The sequence below is a fragment of the Streptosporangium amethystogenes genome, from assembly GCF_000721075.1.
Classification (GTDB): Bacteria; Actinomycetota; Actinomycetes; order Streptosporangiales; family Streptosporangiaceae; genus Streptosporangium; species Streptosporangium amethystogenes.
Genome location: NZ_JOEQ01000005.1, coordinates 157,422 through 175,903 on the forward strand (window position 1 = coordinate 157,422; position 18,482 = coordinate 175,903).

Genomic DNA, 18,482 nt, shown 5'->3' on the forward strand with positions numbered 1-18,482 from the left:
AGGAGACGGTGGATGATATCGATCGCTCTGGTGTCGCATGTGGGCATCGAGAACCCGGACCCCGGTGTTCTGATCTTCAATCTCGATGATCGCAGGTGCAGGCTCTCAGGCCTCGGAGGGGCCGACTCGGTCCTGATGGCGCTGCGCCTCGGTCCGGTGGACGTCGCAACGCTGTCCGCGGCCTCGGACGTCCGCCTGGCCAGGGGCGCGTTGAGCATGATGATGCGGAGGCGCCTGATCGAGTTCCGCTGCGTGGACGCCGACGGCGAGCCGATGCGAGCGGTCCCGACGTCTGATCTCTCGAAGTTTCTCGCCAGATCGCTGGACCCCGCGGACCGCTATCAGCTGTCGCGTTTCACCCACCTCAGGCGTTCTGCGGACTCGCTGATCCTGGAGTCGGTCCGCAGCCTGTTCAGAGTACGGATCGAACGCCCCGCGGTTTTTCAGGTGATCGGCATGCTGGGCCGCCCGAGCCGTCCGAAGGATCTGGCCGCGGAGTCGGGTGTCCCGGTCGAGTCGGTCGAGTGCTGGCTGGAGTTCCTTGTCGCGGTGGGGATCGTCGTCCCCCTGGCAGGGAAGGACGTCGTCGACGAGGACACCGACCCGGATCTCGTGCATCGCGAGTTCCATGACGTCCTGCTCCACACGCACAGCCGGTACGGGCTGACCGATCAACGCACCGGCGCCGTGTTTCCGTATGCCGGGATCGTCCCGCCCAGCCCGGCGGTGCGGCACCGGTTCGATGGCCCGGTGGTCCCGCTGCCGCGGGTGGACCTCGACAAACTCGCGGAGAACGACCCGCCGCTGACGCGGGTGATGGAGGAGCGGGAGTCCGTTCGCCGATTCGGTGACCGGGGCCTGTCGCTGGAGGAGCTCGGAGCCTTCCTGTTCAGGACCGCACGAGTGCGTGAGTTCTGGCCTGCCGACGAAGGCGACGAGCGCGGCTACGACGTCACGCGCCGGCCGTATCCGAGCGGAGGAGGCGCCTACGATCTGGAGATATATCTGGCGGTTCGTGACGTCGAGGGGCTGGTGCCGGGGCTCTACCACTACGATCCCGCCGAGCACGAGCTCTCACTGGTCTGCGACGACCGGGCGGTGGTCGACAAGACCTTCCAGAACGCGCGCTACGCCAGTCAGAGCCGGTCCACACCAAGCGTGGTGTTCACCATCACCTCACGCTTCTCGCGGCTGAGCTGGAAGTACCGGGGCATCGCCTACGCCACGACCCTGAAGAACGTGGGCGTTCTCATCAGCGCCATGTACGCCGTGGCAACGGCGATGAAGCTGGCACCCTGCGCGCTCGGCGACGGTGACGCCGCGTCCTTCGGACGGGTCACCGGAATCGATCATCTCGTCGAGTCCCCGGTCGGCGAGTTCATGTTGGGCACGCAGGTCTACTGATCCCTTGCACCGTCATATACAGAACAGGCGACAAATGCCACAACTATCAACGTTCATGGGTCTGCCCTACGAGCCCGCCCCCCAGGGAGCCGACCTGGTGATCGTGGGCGCGCCGTACGACGGTGGCACGAGCTACCGCCCCGGTGCGAGGTTCGGGCCCCGCGCCATCCGGGAAGAGTCCGCCCTGCTGCACGGTACGGGCCTGGACCGCGGGCCGAGCGTTTTCGGCGCCATCGGCGCGGTGGACGCCGGCGACCTTGACCTGAACCGGTTCTCGATGGAGTCGGCGATGAGCACGGCCACCGAGCGGCTCACCGAACTGGCCGAGCGCAACCAGGCCCTGCTCATGCTGGGCGGCGACCACTCGATGACCCTGGCCGCCCTGCGCGCCGCGCACAAGGTCCACGGGCCGGTCGCCGTTCTCCATCTGGACGCGCACAGCGACACCTACCCTCCCGTGGACGGGGGGCGTTACCATCACGGCACTCCCTTCAGATGGGCGATCTGGGAGAAGCTCGTCGACCCCGCGCGGATGATCCAGGTGGGGATCCGTGGCCATGTGCCGTATGCGGGCGCGCTCGAATTCGCCCGCGCCCGCGGCGTCCGCATCGTGACGGCACCCGACATCGACCGAATCGGCGTGGGCTCGTTGATGTCCATGATCCAGGAATGCGTGGGTGACGGCCCGCTGTACGTGTCCTGCGACATCGATGTGGTCGATCCGGCCTTCGCTCCGGGAACCGGAACCCCCTCGCCCGGCGGGCTCAGCTCACGAGAACTGCTCGCCATTCTCCGTGGCATCGGTGATCTACAGCCGATCGGCTGCGATGTGGTCGAGGTGGCACCCGCGTACGACCACGGCGGAGCCACCGCGCTGCTCGCCGCGGAGATCGGATACGAGCTGATCTACCAGTACGCGCGATCAAGACGTGGCAGGTAGCCCGCGGGTTCCGTGCTTCAGAAGAGCTCGGACGCATTCGCCATGACGATGTGCCGGAACTCAGGGGTGGGGCTGGCGCCCAGCTCAAGCCGGAGCAGCTCGGAGTAGCTCGCGTAGATCTTCCGTGCCCCGTACACGTCGCCAAGCTCCAGATGCGCTCTGGCGGTGATTCTGTGCGAACGCTCATTGTAGGCGTCGACATCAACGGCCCGCCGGGCGAAGTCCAGGGCTGAGAGGGGGTCCTTCGCCGCCAGATGCAGTTCCGCGAGCCGCTGAAGGGCGATCAACCTGACCAGGTTCCAACGCTCACGAACCTGCTTGATATCGCCGCCGTCCCATCCGGGGAGCAACTCCAGTTCCAGGAAGTTCAGGTTCTGGGCCGCCATGACATCGCGGGCGGCCCCTTCCTGAGCCGGTGTGACACGCGCCAGCTTCTCGGCCAGCGAACTCGCGACCGCGAGGTCCACCGTGATCTGGCTCCGGAGCCGGAGCCGGTCTCCATGGGTGTCGAGCAGGGCGTCACCGGTCGCCTGACGCGTCCTCCACAGAGATTGACGAAGCCTTTTGGCCGCTTGGGAAGGTTCCGTCTCAGGCCAGAGCAGTCTTTCGAGCGTGGATCTGGCTGTCGGTCCGCGAAGCGTGAGGAGTATGACCAGTCTCTGCGCCATCGGGGTAAGCGGCACGATCCGATCGTCGATGACGCAGGCAAACGAACCGAGGAGTTCCATTTGAACGGCCTTGTATTCGGCGATATTCAGGTGCATGCCGTCATCCTCGTCGGTGCTCACTTGATACGAGGGATCGGTCTTTCATCTCCAACCATAAACGCATGGGGTTAAAATATATTAACGGTCATTGTCGGTGGTATACCGCACCTGGTTGACTTTAAATCAACCTCCGATGGTATGTTCGCCGGATTCATACATCATCCGCAGTAGCAGGCATTCGCGATCGGCGCATTCCGGCAGCGCATGATCGCGGTGAGTGATCGTTTTGGGGCGTGGGTCACCGCGGACCGTGGTGAGATCAGCTCGGTGTCAGGCCGGGGGCATCCAGGCACGGTCGAGCGGCGCGTCGCGAATTCTCTCTCGCGCCCGCCGAGTGCCGGTGGGGGCGGACGATGGTGGAATCGACCGGGACGGGTCGATCGATGCCGGCCCGGGCGCCGGCCTGTACCGCCCGCGGCATCCCGGTGAGGGTGTGCCATCCGGCGCCCGGTGGCGAAAGCGGAGCTGGACACTCCTCCGGGGCCGGACACGGGGCCGGCCGATTCGAAGGTGGACGCCCCGCCGGCCTTCGGAGCCCGGACGGCCACGGCGTCAGGCTCCGAAGGGGGCCGCCCGGAGATCCCCTACCGGGTCTGGGCCGGCCGGATGCCGTGGTCGTCCTGGTGGTGATGGGCAGGACGCTCACGCGGTGGGCGAAGTGCGGCGGCGACGTCACACAGGTCACCGAGGAATATGCGACAGTCCTCGTGCTCAGCCACAGTGGCTCCAGCCGCTCTTCCACGACAGCGACCCGTACGTGCCGCCCCAGATGACGCACTTCTTGACCGCGGACAGGCGTACCGGGCCCGCGTAGACGGTGAACTTGCCGGGGTTGCTCCCGCTGGAGCCACCCTTCACCTGGAGTATCGCGTTCATCGAGATCTTGGCGGGGATCACGTACCTGGACATGGTGACGACGCAGTTCTTGCCCGCGGCGGAGCTGTAGAGCAGGTAGATCGTCGCGACACTGCCCAGGGCCTTGGAGTTGACGACCTTGTAGCCGCTGCCGCAGACGCCGGTGGCCGTGTAGGGATTGGGCTTCTGCGGGGTGGGCTTCGGAGTCGGCTTGGCCGTGGTGGTGGGCTTGGTCGCCGAGGTCGGTTGGGTGGTGGCGGTGGGCTTGGCCGCCGTCGGCTCGGGAGCCGATGAGGGCTCGACGATGCCGCTCGGCTTCGCCGGCGGGGTGGGCTTGGCGGTGGTGGCCGCCGGGCTGGAGGTCCGGGAGGGGGGCGTGCTCGGCTTCCCCGTCGACGCTCCCGCAGGGCGGCCCGGATTCTCGGCCGGCCGGGATGACGGCCGCGCGATCCGCCGGGACGGGTGGGGAGTGCTGGTGAGGAGTTCCTTGTTCTCCGGAGGCAGGGAGGGCTCTTCCCCGGCCGTGGGCGGATCGCCGGGAACGGTCGTCGAGCCGGGGCCCGCGGTCTCCGTCGCGATGGACGCCGCTCCGGCTCGCGCCATCGTGGCCTTCTCGTCGTTTCGCAGGGCCACCACGGTCCCGGTGGTCACGCCGAGCGCGGCTACGACCGCCACCCCGGTGAGCAGGAGCCCCACAGGTCCGCGCGGCCTCCTCCCACCCGGTTCCCCGGTCCGCCGGGGGCTGTTCTGTCCCGGTCCGCCGTGTCCGGGCGCGGCGCCTCCCGGCCCGCCCGCCGGCGGTCCGTCCTGATGTTGCCCGCTCTGCCGGGTGGCTGCCACGGACACGTGACCGGGGCCGGGCACAGGGCCGGGCACGGGACTGTGCCCGGGGCCGGACACCGGGCCGGGGAGGGGTGCCGAGCGCTGGACCGGGGTGGTGGAGGCGGCGCCCATCAGGCGGTTGACGAGTTGCTCGGCGGTGGGGCGCAGCGCCGGGTCCTTCGACAGGCAGGCCGCGACCAGCTCGCGCAGCTCTCCCTCCAGCGCGCTCAGTTCCGGCTCCGCGTTCAGAATCCGGTTGATCACGATGGGGATGGAATCCTGGCCGAACGCGGGCCTGCCGGTCGCGGCGAAGACCATCGTGACGCCCCAGGCGAACACGTCGGCCGCTGATGTCACCTCGCCCGACCCGAGCTGCTCGGGCGCGAGGTAGGAGGGGGTGCCCATCGCCACCCCGGTCGCGGTCATCCCCGGAGAGTCCAGAGCCCTGGCGATGCCGAAGTCGATCACCACCGGGCCCTCGGGCCCCATCAGCACGTTGGCGGGCTTGAAGTCACGGTGCAGGATGCCCGCGCGGTGGATCGCCGACAGCGCGGTGGCGGTACTGATGGCGAGACGTTCCAGGGAGGCGCCGCGCCGTGGCCCCTGGTTGTCGACCAGCTGGCGCAGGGAGGGGCCGGGGACGTACTCGCTCACGATGTACGGACGGCTGCCGGCGAGGTCGGTGTGGAGCACGGAGGCGGTGCAGAACCGGGCCACCCGTTGCGCGACCGACACCTCGCGCAGGAAGCGTGCCCTGGCCTCGGGGTCGCTGACCAGTCCGTGGTGGAGGAGCTTGACGGCGACCTGCTCGCCCTCGGGCCCCCGCCCGAGGTAGACGATCCCCTGCCCGCCCTCTCCGAGCCGCCCGGTCAGCTCGAACGATCCCAGGCGTGGGGGATCCTCCGCTGTTAGTGGTTCCACCAGATTCCCCCCGACAAAACCCGAAAAAATGGTTTATGTGGAGCAGAACGCTACCAGCGCGGGAGAGAGGGCGAACGGCCATGGAGATTCGGGGAGCCGCGGATTCCCGTGCTCGGCCTGACGGGAATCCGCGGAGGTCCCGTCTCTCTCCCTGGTAGGACGGGATCCGGGGTGGCGGGAATCCGCTCAGATGGCCTTGCCGGGGTTGAGGATGCCGAGCGGATCGAAGACCTGTTTGATCCCGTGGTGGATCTCCTCGGTGACCGGCCCGGTCTCCATGGCCAGCCAGCGCTGTTTCAGCAGCCCGACGCCGTGCTCGCCGGTGAGCGTGCCCCCCATCTTCAGGGTCTCCCTGAAGAGCTCGTCGGCCGCCGCCCACACCTCGGGCGGCGGTTCGCTCAGGGTCCTGTCGAAGACGAAGACGGGGTGCAGGTTGCCGTCGCCCGCGTGGGCGACCGTGGTGATCAGCACGCCGTGCTTGACCGCGATCGCCTCGATCTTCTCGATCATGTCGGGCAGCAGGGAGCGCGGTACGCACACGTCCTCCACCAGGCACTTGCCCAGCCGCTCCTTGGCCTCGTACGCCATCCGCCGGACCTCGATCAGCTGCGCGGCCTCCTGTGCCGACGACGACACCGCCACGAAGGCCGCGCCGTTGGCGGTGCAGAGTTCCGCCATGCGTTCGGAGACGGCCGGGCCGTCCACCGCGTCCGACTGGGCGATCAGCATCGCCCGGGTCGACTCCTCCAGCCCGATGTTCCGCCAGTCGTCGATGGCCTTGAGCGTGTTCCGGTCGAGCAACTCCAGCAGGGACGGCTGGCAGCCGGCCGCGATGATCGCGGAGACGGCGGCGGCCGCCTCCCGGAGGGAGGTGAACTCGGCCGCGATCGTCGCCGGATAGACCGACGGCGCCCTGCGCAGCCGCACCGTCGCCGCGGTGATGACCCCGAGCGTCCCCTCGGAGCCGACGAACAGGCCGGTCAGGTCGTACCCCGTCACGCCCTTCACGGTGCGCCGGCCGGTGTTGATCACTCGCCCGTCCGCGAGCACGACCTCCAGGCCGAGCGCCGAGTCGCGGGTCACGCCGTACTTCACGCAGCGCAGGCCGCCCGCGTTGGTCGCCAGGTTGCCGCCGATGGTGGAGATCTCGTGGGAGGAGGGGTCGGGGGCGTACATCAGCCCGTGCTCGCGGGCGGCCCGGTCCAGGTCGGCGGTGATGACCCCCGGCTCGACCACGGCTATCTCGTCGTCGGGGGACACTTCCCTGATGGCCGCCATTCTGTGCAGCGCCAGCACGACGCACCCCTCGACGGCGGTCGCCCCGCCGGCCAGGCCGGTCCCGGCCCCCCGGGGCACCACGGGAACCCGGTATCGGGTGGCCCACCTCATCACGGCGACCACGTCGTCCCTGGTGTGCGCGAGCACCACGGCCAGTGGTCTGCCGGGCTCAAGAAAGGTTCGGTCCCGGGCGTAGGAGTCGGTCACGTCGGAGTCCGTCAGCACCTTCTCCGGTGCGAGCGCGGCGACGAGTTCGGAGATAGCGGTCACAAGTGGACTGTACGGCCTGACCCCGAGTAGACGTTCGGCGGTACGCCGACCCCCTCGTCCGGCAATTCCGCACCTCAAAGGGCCTTCGGAGGCGGTTTCAGGCGGCGCCGAGCCAGAGGGTAGTGAAAATCACCACCATTCTCGGCAAAAGACCTTTTATTTCATTTTTACAACATCATTTGGCGCTTTGACTTCGGCTTGACCTTCTCGTCTAACGTCCCGGTTCGGTGCGCTCATCCGGCGCGCCGGAGATGTCCGCGCCCGGAAAACCCGGGCGCAGGGAGGGGACACGTTGTCCGGCAGACTCAGCAGAGGAGGCGCTCCTCGGCGCCTTCTCGCGATTGTTCCCGTGCTCGGCCTGGCCGTCACGGGACTGGCTGTGAGCGGTGCGTCGGCCGAGAGCGACTCCTCGGTCGCGCGGTACCAGCCGACCGCGGCCGACTACTACATCAACTACGCGCCGCCCAGGGACGAGCCGGAGGTCGGCGACCCGGCCGTGCCGTCGGCCAAGGCGCGCAAGACCACTCCGTCCAGGAAGATCGACCGAAAGTACTCCGAGGGCAACCCCGCAGCCGCGCGGGTGCTGGCCGCCCGCGAGGCCGAGGCGATCAGGACGGGGCTCAACCCCGCGGACCTTCTTTTCAAGAAGGCGAAGACCCCCAAGACGGCCAAGCTCCTCACCCTGCTGGTGGAGTTCAACGACCAGGCGAACGACGACTTCTCCGGATTCTCCCGTCCGGCGAGCGTGACCAGCGAGGACCCGGCCGAGTGCGTCACCGAGCCGCCGGGCACGCGGCTCAACGGCCCGCTGCACAACAAGATTCCCAACCCGGCCACGCTGTCCCACAAGGACAACAACAGCTTCTGGGTGCCCGACTTCAGCCCCGACCACTTCAACAAGATGCTTTACAGCACCGAGGGCATCACCCAGCGCGTCCGCACCGACCTGACCGACCCGCGGGACGGCCGCAAGGGCATAGACATCTCCAAGCACACCCTGAAGAACATGTACGAGGAGATGTCCAAGGGCGCCTACACGGTCACCGGGCAGGCGAGTCCGTGGATCAAGGTCCCGCACTCCGAGGCCTACTACGGCGCGCGCGCCTGCGGCCAGCCGGTACAGGACATGAGCGGTCACCCGGACAACCCGCGCGGAGCCGGCCAGCTCGCCATCGACGCGGTGAACTCCCTGGCCGCCGCCGACCCGAACTTCCCGTGGGCCGACTACGACCTCGAGGACGTCGGTGACGCCGACGGCGACGGGAACTTCGCCGAGCCCGACGGCGTGATCGACCACCTGGTTCTGGCCCACGCGGGCAAGGACAAGTCCTCCGACGGCGGCGCCGAGGGCACCTACGCGATCTGGGCGCACTCCAGCGCGGTGGCCGGTGGCTACCAGGTGCCCGGCAAGAACGTGAAGATCTCCAACTACATCGTGCAGCCCGAGGACTCCGGCGTCGGTGTCTTCGCCCACGAGTACGGCCATGACCTGGGCCTTCCGGACCTCTACGACAGCAGCGGCCAGGCCTCCCCCGCGGTGGACTTCTGGGACCTGATGTCCAGCGGATCGCACAGCGGCCCGATCTTCCAGTCGATGCCCACCCACATGAGCATCTGGAGCAAGTGGGTCCTCGGCTGGGCCAACCCCAAGGTCTTCAACCCCGGTGACCGCGCCGGCGCGGTGACGATCGGCCAGGCCTCGCGCACGCCCAAGCTCACCGAGGACGGCGTCCGGGTGAACCTGGCCAGCCCGCCGGTCACGATGGTCGAGCCGCACAGCGGCACCAAGACGCTCTGGTCCAACTTCGACCAGGAGTGGGCCAACGTCAAGATCGCCCGTGACGTTCAGGTGCCCGCGGGGACCGACCTGAAGTTCTGGCTCTGGAACAACTACGAGATCGAGGAGGACTGGGACTTCGGCTTCATCGAGACCTCCGTTGACGGCGGTACCACCTGGACCCAGCAGAAGGTCTACACCGACGGCGGCGCCCTGGTCTCCACCGACGACGACTACACCGACCCCAACGGGAACCTTGCCGCGTTCGGCGACAAGAAGTACGGCCTCAGCGGCACCACCGACGGCTGGCGGCACGACTACGTCGACCTCACCCCCTTCGCGGGCACGACCGTCAAGCTGCGCCTGACCTACAACACCGACGCGGCCTACACCCCGCGCGGCTGGCACGCCGACGACTTCGCACTCACCAACGGCACCCAGACCGTCTGGAGCGACGATCTGGAGGGCGGCCTCAACGGCTGGACGGCCACCGGCGGCAGCTTCAACAACACCAACGGCCAGGGTTGGACCCTCAACGACGGCAAGCGGGAGGTCTCCCGCTTCTACCTGGCCGAGTGGCGCAACCTCGACGGGTTCGACAAGGGCCTGCAGTACACCTACACCACCAACTACTCGCGTGACGGCGCGTGGAAGGTGGAGAAGGTCAAGTACAACGCCCCCGGCCTGCTCATCTGGTACCGCGACTCGAACTACACCAACAACGCGGTGGCCAACAACCTCGAACTGGCGCCGAGCATCGGTTCCAAGGGCAGCCTGATCCTGGTCGACTCCCACTTCGACCCGCTGCGGCGGACCGGCGTGGCGGCCACGAAGGATCCCACCACGCTCAAGAACATGTCGGGACGCGTGCAGAGCTCGAACGCGGCCTTCTCCTTCGCCAAGACCTACCCCTTCACCGATTGCATCGAGGGGCCGGACGAGCCCTTCAGCGCGTACTGCACCAAGGTGGACGGGCTGAAGGGAGTCTCGGAGTTCACCGACGCCAAGACCTGGTACCCCGGCTTCGAGGCGCGCGGCACCAGCCTGTACTACCGCGACTTCGACGCCTCGGTGGTCGTGCCCTCGGCGGGCGACCAGATGTACAGCACCCGGGTCGTCAACGCCGACGGCACCCCGGCCAACGACTGGTACGGGACCGACATGGGCGGCGGCCACGTCCTCGGCTCCGGAAACCCCGGTGACGAGGGCAAGGCGCTGGGCGTGAAGCTCAAGCTCGTCACCCCGCTGCCGGGTAACCTCGGCGCGATCGTTCAGGTCACCCCGCCCAAGAAGTAGACCCCCGCAGGAGTATGGCCCCGCCGTCGCCGACGGCGGGGCCATACCATTTGAACGGGCAACCACCCGATCGGATAGGGGCAGCGTGGGAGAGCTTCGAAGCAAGGCCGAGCACACCGAGGCCATCAGGACCGAGGGCAGGGTCTGCGTGGTCGTCAACACGCGCTCACGCCGAGGCCGGCGCCACTACCCGGAGGTGGTCCGCGCGCTGCGGGCCGCGGGGTTCGGGGCGATCCGCTTCTTCCCCGTGGTCGATCCCAAGCGGCTGCGCGCCACCCTGGAGGAGGCCCTGGCCACCGGGCCCGACCTGCTGGTCGTGGGCGGCGGTGACGGCACGCTCAGCTCCGCCGTCAAGCACGTCGCCCACCGTGACGTCGCCCTCGGCGTGCTGCCCCTGGGCACCACCAACAACTTCGTCCGCAGCCTCGGCGTCCCCCTCGACCTCGCCGGAGCCGTCGAGGTGCTGCGCACCGGCAAGGTCGCGGACATCGACCTGGGCATCGCCGGAGACCGCGAGTTCGCCAACCTGGCCAGCTTCGGGGTGTCGGTGGAGGTGGCGGGCAAGGTCAGGCACGGGGTGAAACGCCTCCTCGGCCGCGCGGCCTACCCGCTCACGGCACTGACGGTCCTCCCGGGCCACCGGCCGTTCCGGGCCTTCCTCACCGTGGACGGCCGCCGCCACGAGCTGCTCACCCACCAGCTCAACATCGCCAACGGCCGCTTCCACGGCGGCTGGCAGGTCGCCAAGGACATCAGCATCGACAACGGTCGCCTGGTCGCCTACCAGCTCGGCTCGGGCAAGCGCCTGCGCCTGCTGGTGGAGACCATGATCCGGGCCGGCAGCGGCCGCTGGCGCAGTCTCGCGGGAGGTCCCTTCGTCGTGGGGCGCGAGATGCACCTGGAGACCGACCCGCCGCTGGCCGCCGACGTCGACGGCGAGGTCCGCCTGATGACCCCCATCACGATCCGCACCGTCCCCAACGGGCTGCGGGTGATGGTCCCCGAGGACTTCGTCGACTCCTGAGCCGCGTTGAGCGTCGCGGCCGTGCCATCAGCGCAGCGTCGTCGACTCCCGTCGGCACGCCGGGGAGAGCGGCCATGTGCCGGGCTGCGGGTCGGCCCCTGCTCCGCCGCGGGCCCGGCCCGCCTTCACGACTGTTTTCCGGTGATCCGCCGGAATCTCATCCTGAGCCTGTCGAGTAGCGGCTCCTGCCCCGAGCCGCTCCCGTCACGGGGGCTCTCCACGCGCTCGTCCCCGTGCCACGCGGGCACCTGGGCGTTTCGCGGCTCGTGCCGCTCCGGGCGTTCGGGGGCCGCCCCGCCGGTGTTCGCCGTGTCAGGGGCCTGGGGGCGGGGGTTCGGCGCGGTGAGGGCCGGTGGGCGAGGGCGCCGCGCCCGCCGCAGGTCGGACAGGGCCTCGGCGGCGTCCGGACGCTTGTGCGTCGCGTGGTCGCGCATGCGCCGGAGCAGGTCCATGATCTCGGCGGATGCCTCACTGGAAGCGGGTTCGGCGTCGGGATTGGCCGGTGGGAGCTCCCCGGTCAGCAGTTGGAAGGCGATCACCCCGGCCGCGTACACGTCGGAGGCGGCGGTCATCCGCTCGGGCATGGCCTGGCACTCGGGGGCCGCGTAGTGGGTGTCGAGCACGTTGGGCAGCTCGTTGGCGACGGTGTGCGCGCGGGGTCCCGGCTTGGCGTAGTCGAACCCGGTGAGCATCGCCCGCCCGTTCTCCGTCACCAGCACGCACGCGGGACTGAGCGCCCGGTGGATCACGTTGTTGGCGTGCACGTGGGCCAGGCCCAGCAGCATGTCCTCCACCACGTCCAGCCGGGCGGCGGTGGAGAGCGTACGGGGGGAGGCGGTGAGGTGCAGGTGCAGCGCCTGACCGTGCACGTCGTCGAGGACCAGTACGAACCGGCTCTCGTCGTCGATGGCGAAGAAGTCACGGGCGCGCACCACGCACGGATGCGCCGGGATCCTGGTGAGAGCCTGGTAGGCGTTGGTGATCAGCCGTCGTTCGGCCGCTCTCGGCTCCTCCTCCGCCAGGGGGTCGGCCCGGTAGACGCGCAGCAGGACCGTCTCGCTGCCGGGAACCGTCGCGTTGATCGCACGGTACTCGGTGACCCGGTTGTCGCCGCCCAGCTGTTCCTCCACCTCCCAGCTGCCGAAACGCGGTGGCGCCGTGGAGCGTCGCACGCTCCCGTTGAGCGCCTCGATGATCGCGGTGCCGTACGGCGCGGTGTCCGTGGTGTGGCCGCGTCTGACCCGGGAGGCGTCACTCAGTGTGCCGACAAGCCCGGCCAGGTCGGTGACGTGGCGCGAGTCGCGGCCGGCCGGGTCGACCAGCTCCGCGCCGGCCCCGGTGAGCACCACCAGGCTGTCGACGTAGACCCGGTCCAGCTCGCGCCGCTCCTGGGTGAGCAGCCCCTTGAGCGCGCGCCCGTTGCCGCGCAGCTTGGCGACGGGGGAGCCGAACGCCTCCCGTCGCAGCGGGAACCAGCGGTTTCCCGCGACCTCGATCCTGCCCCGGGTGCCCTTGACGTCGATGACGCAGAGTGAGTGGCCGGTCAGGACGATCACATCAACCTCGAAGGTGTCGTCGCCGCGGGGCACCTCGATGTTGTGCAGCAGTAGCCAGTCCGGTGGGGCGTTGTCTCGCAGGTGTGCGATGACCCGTCGCTCGGCGTCGTTGACCGGGCTTCCGCCGCCGACGATCTGTGCCATCTCTAGCGTGCCGCCTTCCTGATCGTGCTCATCGTGTCACGCAGTATCTCAAGAGGCTCATCTTCGCCCGTACCTTTACTTTTCCACCACTCGGACACGCGGGCCTCCCTATGATCATGGCCTAGTCCTGGCCGGGAGACGTGATCGACGTGTTCGGCACGTCGGGCGTCCGCCGGGCCCCGAGGTGACAGGCGGGGCATCGCGGCCGATCAGGATGCCGAACGCGACTCCTGCGGGTCGTGGTGGTGAGGCGGTGTTATCCCTGTGGCTCCCGTGGGCATCGCCGCCGGGCCGATGTTTGCCACGGTGAGACAGGGTAGGCGTCCTTTCCTGTAGGGGAGGAGGCAGTCCATGGTCAACACCAAGGAGTCACTGCCGACGTCCGAGCTGATCCGGCAGATGTCGGAGCAGGTCTCGCGTCTGGTCAGGGACGAACTCCGCCTGGCCAAGGCGGAACTCACCGAGAAGGGCAAACACGCGGGAATCGGCGCTGGGCTGTTCGGCGGGGCGGGAGTCGTGGCCCTGTTCGGGACAGGCTCTCTGATCGCCGCGGTCATCCTGCTTCTCGCGTACGTGATGCCCGCCTGGGTGGCCGCGGCGGTCGTGGGCGTGGTGCTGCTGGCCTTGGCCGGCGTGCTCGGGTTCTCCGGCAAGCGCCAGGTCGCAGAGGCGGCCCCGCCGACGCCCGTGCGGACCATCGAGAGCGTCAGGGACGACATCTACGCGGTAAAGGAGAGGGCCCACCGATGACTGAGACAGACCCGGGGGGACCCGACCGGCCCCGGGCCGAGGCCGGAATCACCGGATCCCGAAGGAAAAGGGTCGGTGCCCCGATAACGCCGGATGAGAGGGAGTCGCTGAACATCCCGCCGAAGCAGCCGTACGGCACGCCCGGCGAGGATCTCGGCCTCCCGGAGCCCGAGCGCGACGGCACGCCCCGGCTCCCGGAGAGCGTGGCCGCCGGCGCCACCCCCTACGCCGACACCGTCGACACCGGTGTCGGCGAGACGAAGACCGGCAAGATCATCACAAAGGATGAGAACGACGCGGAAACCCTGCGGCGGGATATCGAGGACGCCCGCCGCGAACTTGGCGACACTGTGGAGGCACTGGTGCACAAGACCGATGTGAAGGGCCGTTTTCAGGAGACCGCCGCCCACGTGGGTGAAGATCTACGTAAGGCAGGGGCGGCGACCGCCAGCACCGCCACCGAGATGATGGAGCGGGTCAAGACGGCCGCCCCGGAAATGGTCGGACGTATGAAGGAGACCGCCCCCGAGATCGTCGGCCGGGTCAAGGAGGCGACCCCCGTCGAGATCAAGGACGCGGCGGAGAAGGTCACGGCCGAGGCGGGTAAGCGCCCCGTTCTGACGATCGCGGCGGTGGCCGCGTTCGCCCTGGTCGTCTTCCGGGTCCTGCGGAGAGGGAAGAAGAGGTAGCCGTCCGGCGACACCGGCAGGGCCGTCCCAGACGATTCACGGGGGGCGGCCCAAAGCCCTCAGAACCACCCTGACGGGAGTCTCGAAGGGGCTGACGGGGGTGGCCTTCGACGCCGCCGGGGCGACGCGAACCGCCGGATCTCCAGCAGATCCGGCCAATACCCGTGCGCCCAGGCGAGCCAAACTCAGCTCTGCCGGGGTAATCTGACCGTTTCCGGGTGGGCGGCGGACCCCCTCCTCTCCGCCTGCCCGGACCTTCCCGCCGCTGATGTCCCGCAGAACCGCCTTCGCTCCGCCTGGACCTTCACATCGACCGGGCCATATTTTCATAGCGAAAGGCGAAGTATCCGGACTCAGGAACATGCGTGCCCGAGCGCATGTAGCGTTCTTGGGCAGGACATGTTCTCGGGGCAGAACACACGGGAGGTCTCATGCGCCACGCTCTGGGGATTGCCGCGGGCCTCGCGCTCATCGCGGCGGCCCTCTCCCCGCTGCCCCAGGCCCAGGCCAGTTGCGTCAGCGTGACCAGGAAATGCCAGGCCCAGCCACTGATCGATATCAAGGTGGCGGCCAGGGCCACGTCCCCGGCGGCCCCGAACGGGCAGGTCTCCTACACCCTTGACTACTCGATGACCCTGACCCCGTCCTTCGCCCCCTACTGGGGCACCTTCTGGGTGGGCGGCCGCTTTCCCGCGGGGCGGGGCCCCACCAGGGCGGTGCTGCTCGACGCCGCCGGCAAGCGGGTCGCCGTCCTGCGCTGCCGCGAGCACTCCGACGGTGTCTGGTGCGCCGCGGGCAGCCACATCCCGAACCGGGGAAGGGTGGTCCTCACCGCCCGTACCGGGGGCAAGGGCGTGACCAGACTCGGTTTCGACAGTTTCGAGGAGCTCGACCGCAAGGAGTCCGAGCGGCGCTTCAGCCGGCGGGAGGCGCGCGCCCGATTCTGCAACCACCGTTTCACCGCGACCGTCACCACGACGCGGGACTCCTGAACGGCCTCCAGATCCGGCTGTACGCCCCGGACGAGGAGGTCCACGCCACCCAGGTGGGCGCCGGAAGGCGTCTACCGCTCGGGACCGGGCCTGAGTGACCCGCTGCCGGAGCGGCTCCAGGCCGAGCGGGATCCTTCCCGTGATCACCGGGGAGTTCCAACGGGGGCCCATGGCCCCGGCCCGGACGATGCGAGATCATGTCCTTGCGGTACCTGGTGAGGTACCTCCCGCAGGCCAGGACCGGCCCGCTCACCCCCCCCCGCGGGACCGCTTTTCCCGAAAGGACCTCGTGATGGACTTCGAACTCAACGAGGAACAGCAGCTGTTCCGCCGGACCCTGCGGGAGTACGTCGACAAGGAGATCGTGCCGGTCGCCCCGGAGTGGGAGCGGACCGGCCGCTACCCCACGGAGATCGTCGAGGGCTTCAAGCGGATGGGGCTGTTCGGGATCACGATCCCCGAGGAGTACGGCGGGCTGGCCCTGGACCGGGTGTCGTTCGCCCTGGTCTTCGAGGAGATCGCCCGCGGCTGGATGGGCGTGGCCGGGGTGCTCGGCTCGCACTCCCTGGCCGCCTGGATGATCGCCACCTACGGCACGGAGGAGCAGAGAGGCACCTACCTGCCGGACCTGGCCACCGGTGTCCGCCGCACCGGCATCGCGCTGACCGAGCCGGCGGCCGGCACCGACCTGCAGGGCATCCAGACGCGGGCCGTCCGCGACGGCGACCACTACGTGATCAACGGCACCAAGACCTGGATCACCAACGCCCGGCACGCCGACCCGATGCCCGTGCTGGTCAAGACCTCTCTCACCGACCCCGCGCACCGAGGCATGTCCCTCATCCTGGTCGAGGCGGGAACTCCCGGCTACACGGTCAGCCGCGACCTGCCCAAACTCGGCTACAAGGGCACCGAGACCTGCGAGATCGTGCTGCAGGACGTGCGCGTCCCGGCCTCGGCGCTGCTCGGCGGGGTCGAGGGGCGGGGTATGCAGCAGGCGCTGTCCGCCCTGGAACTCGGCCGGGTCAACATCGCGGCCCGCGCCGTCGGCGTCTCCCAGTGCGCCTACGACGCCGCGCTGAGCTACTCGCGCGAGCGCCACGCCTTCGGCCGGCCCATCTCCGACTTCCAGGCCATCCAGCTCAAGCTCGCGGACATGGCCACCGACATCCAGGCGGCCCGGCTGCTGACCTACTGGGCGGCGGTCCGCTCCGAGAACGGCGCGGTGAACTCCGAGGCCGCGATGGCCAAGTACTTCGCGTCCGAGGTGGCGCTGCGCACCACCATGGAGGCGATGCGGATCCACGGCGGTTACGGCTACTCCCAGGAGTTCGTCCTCGAACGTCTCTACCGCGACGCGCCCCTGATGGCCATCGGCGAGGGCACCAACGACATCCAGCGGATGGTCATCGCGAAGTCCCTCGTCTCGGGTACCGCTAAGGTCGGATGGTGATGCGATCTGCCCTTTATGTACCAGGTGACCAGCCCGAAAAACTCGCCAAGGCGCTCGGCAGGGGAGCCGACAGCCTGATCGTGGACCTTGAGGACGCGGTCCTGCCCGTGCACAAGGAGGCGGCCCGCGCGGCCGTCGCCGCGTGGCTGCGCGGGCTCGGCCCCGACACCCCCGAGATCTACGTACGGATCAATCCCGGCCCGGCCGGACACGACGACCTTCGGGCGGTCGCCCTGCCCGGGGTGCGCGGAGTCTGTGTGGCCAAGACCGAGTCGGCCGCCGAACTGGAGGCCGTCGACGCCGTGCTCACCGCCGCCGAGGCGGCCCAGGGAGTGCCGGGCGGCTCCATCGTGGTGTGCCCCCTGCTGGAGAGCGCCGCCGCGATCCTGGCGGCCCCGGAGATCGCCAGGGCGCCCCGTGTCTCGCGCCTGCAGGTCGGCGAGGCCGATCTCCGCGCCGACCTCGCGGTCGAGACCGGCCCCGACGAGCGGGAACTGCTGTGGGCTCGCTCCCAGGTCGTCCTGGCCTCGGCGGCCGCCCGACTCGCCCCGCCCCTCGCCCCGGTCAGCACCGACTTCCGCGACCTCGACGCCCTGCGGGTCTCCACCCTCGCCCTGAAACGCCTCGGTTTCCGCGGCAGGGCCTGTATCCACCCCGCCCAGGTGGCCGTCGTCAACGAGGTCTTCACCCCCTCGCAGGAAGAGCTCGACCGGGCTCGTGACCTGATCGCCCGCTTCGAGGCATCCGGATCAGGTGTCGTCACCGACGCCAGGGGCCAGATGGTCGACGAGGCGGTGGTGAGGGCCGCCCGCCGCCTCCTATCCTGACGTGGTGCCAGGTGAACGGTGTCTGTTCTGCGCCATCGCGACCGGGGAGCGCCCGGCCCACATCGTCCTCGCGGACGGCGTGGCCGCGGCCTTCCTGGACACGCGCCCGGTCTTCAAGGGCCATGTCCTGGTGGTCCCGCTGACCCACGTCGAGACGCTGGCGGACCTGCCGGTGCCGATGGTCGGCCCGTTCTTCGAACGCGTCCGCGCCGTCGCCGTCGCCGTCGAGTCGGGCCTGGCGGCGGCCGGCACGTTCGTCGCGGCGAACAACCGCGTCAGCCAGAGCGTCCCGCACCTGCACGTCCACGTGGTCCCCCGTAACCGCAAGGACGGCCTGCGCGGCTTCTTCTGGCCCCGTACGAAATACGACGATCCCGCCGAGGCCGAGAGCTACGCCCGTCGCGTCCGCGAGGCCCTCGGCCCGCCGGCCTCCTGAACCGCCTGACCGCCTCCGGTTCCGGGGGCGGCGGTGAGGAGATCCGCGGGTACACGTCCGCCTCGCCTGCCGGAGTGGGCTCCCCGAGTGGGTTCGCCCGGGACGGGGGCCTGTCCGAGGAGCGAGGGCCGGTCGTTCGGAGAGGCCCGTCAGGCTATTTGATCTACAGCGTAAAGGCGCCCGGGATCGTCGCCGGCCTCACCCCGGAAGGGCGCCAGGCCGCCGCCGAGCGGATCCCGCCCCTGTGCTGACCGGATACGGAAGGCCGGTGTGATCCGCAT

14 protein-coding genes are annotated in these 18,482 nt (G+C 69.3%); 10 read left to right on the forward strand and 4 right to left on the reverse strand.

Features of this window, described 5'->3' with window-relative positions:
- Nucleotides 1-12: 12 nt before the first annotated feature.
- Together IG98_RS44620 and speB are read left to right on the forward strand one after the other, a co-directional pair.
- Entirely contained in the window at nucleotides 13-1,404 is a 1,392-nt protein-coding gene (locus tag IG98_RS44620; protein WP_051751862.1) for a SagB/ThcOx family dehydrogenase, read from the forward strand.
- Nucleotides 1,405-1,438: 34 nt separating this feature from the next.
- Nucleotides 1,439-2,344 (forward strand): agmatinase, encoded by a 906-nt coding sequence (speB, locus tag IG98_RS0108600; RefSeq protein WP_030908134.1) that lies wholly within the window; start codon nucleotides 1,439-1,441, stop codon nucleotides 2,342-2,344.
- A gap of 17 nt (nucleotides 2,345-2,361) precedes the next feature.
- Here speB and IG98_RS0108605 read toward each other — a convergent pair whose 3' ends face one another.
- The 3 genes from IG98_RS0108605 to IG98_RS0108615 all read right to left on the reverse strand — a co-directional run bounded on the left by IG98_RS0108605 (nucleotide 2,362) and on the right by IG98_RS0108615 (nucleotide 7,257).
- Nucleotides 2,362-3,132, reverse strand: coding sequence for an AfsR/SARP family transcriptional regulator (locus tag IG98_RS0108605; protein WP_030908138.1), 771 nt, complete (start codon nucleotides 3,130-3,132; stop codon nucleotides 2,362-2,364).
- 690 nt (nucleotides 3,133-3,822) lie between these two features.
- Nucleotides 3,823-5,709 (reverse strand): serine/threonine protein kinase, encoded by a 1,887-nt coding sequence (locus tag IG98_RS52385; RefSeq protein WP_051751864.1) that lies wholly within the window; start codon nucleotides 5,707-5,709, stop codon nucleotides 3,823-3,825.
- Nucleotides 5,710-5,895: 186 nt separating this feature from the next.
- Nucleotides 5,896-7,257, reverse strand: a complete 1,362-nt coding sequence (locus IG98_RS0108615; RefSeq protein WP_030908143.1) for an FAD-binding oxidoreductase — start codon at nucleotides 7,255-7,257, stop codon at nucleotides 5,896-5,898.
- Between the two features lie 379 nt (nucleotides 7,258-7,636).
- On the opposite strand from IG98_RS0108615, the gene IG98_RS0108620 reads away from it, so the two are divergent.
- Both IG98_RS0108620 and IG98_RS0108625 read left to right on the forward strand, forming a co-directional pair.
- Nucleotides 7,637-10,330: an immune inhibitor A domain-containing protein gene (locus tag IG98_RS0108620; protein ID WP_245651452.1), complete on the forward strand. Its 2,694-nt coding sequence runs from the start codon at nucleotides 7,637-7,639 to the stop codon at nucleotides 10,328-10,330.
- Between the two features lie 85 nt (nucleotides 10,331-10,415).
- Entirely contained in the window at nucleotides 10,416-11,354 is a 939-nt protein-coding gene (locus tag IG98_RS0108625) for a diacylglycerol/lipid kinase family protein (RefSeq protein WP_030908148.1), read from the forward strand.
- A gap of 125 nt (nucleotides 11,355-11,479) precedes the next feature.
- On the opposite strand, the gene mads6 is transcribed toward IG98_RS0108625, so the two are convergent.
- Complete coding sequence (gene mads6, locus IG98_RS0108630) at nucleotides 11,480-13,054, reverse strand: methylation-associated defense system protein kinase MAD6 (protein ID WP_245651453.1); 1,575 nt, start codon at nucleotides 13,052-13,054, stop codon at nucleotides 11,480-11,482.
- A 351-nt stretch (nucleotides 13,055-13,405) separates the two neighbouring features.
- On the opposite strand from mads6, the gene IG98_RS0108635 reads away from it, so the two are divergent.
- The 6 genes from IG98_RS0108635 to IG98_RS0108660 all read left to right on the forward strand — a co-directional run bounded on the left by IG98_RS0108635 (nucleotide 13,406) and on the right by IG98_RS0108660 (nucleotide 18,201).
- Nucleotides 13,406-13,804 carry a phage holin family protein gene (locus tag IG98_RS0108635; protein WP_030908154.1) on the forward strand — a complete coding sequence of 133 codons (399 nt, stop codon included), beginning with the start codon at nucleotides 13,406-13,408 and terminating at the stop codon, nucleotides 13,802-13,804.
- Nucleotides 13,801-14,493, forward strand: coding sequence for a DUF3618 domain-containing protein (locus tag IG98_RS52390; RefSeq protein ID WP_030908156.1), 693 nt, complete (start codon nucleotides 13,801-13,803; stop codon nucleotides 14,491-14,493). The genes IG98_RS0108635 and IG98_RS52390 overlap by 4 nt, the downstream gene beginning before the upstream one ends.
- Nucleotides 14,494-14,924: 431 nt before the next feature.
- A complete protein-coding gene (locus IG98_RS0108645) occupies nucleotides 14,925-15,485 on the forward strand; it encodes a hypothetical protein (RefSeq protein ID WP_030908159.1) in 561 nt (186 codons plus the stop codon).
- A gap of 292 nt (nucleotides 15,486-15,777) precedes the next feature.
- Entirely contained in the window at nucleotides 15,778-16,938 is a 1,161-nt protein-coding gene (locus tag IG98_RS0108650) for an acyl-CoA dehydrogenase family protein (protein WP_030908162.1), read from the forward strand.
- Nucleotides 16,938-17,765, forward strand: coding sequence for an HpcH/HpaI aldolase/citrate lyase family protein (locus IG98_RS0108655; protein WP_051751866.1), 828 nt, complete (start codon nucleotides 16,938-16,940; stop codon nucleotides 17,763-17,765). Before IG98_RS0108650 ends, IG98_RS0108655 begins: the two co-directional genes overlap by 1 nt.
- Nucleotides 17,766-17,769: 4 nt before the next feature.
- Nucleotides 17,770-18,201: an HIT family protein gene (locus tag IG98_RS0108660; protein ID WP_030908168.1), complete on the forward strand. Its 432-nt coding sequence runs from the start codon at nucleotides 17,770-17,772 to the stop codon at nucleotides 18,199-18,201.
- Nucleotides 18,202-18,482 lie beyond the last annotated feature (281 nt).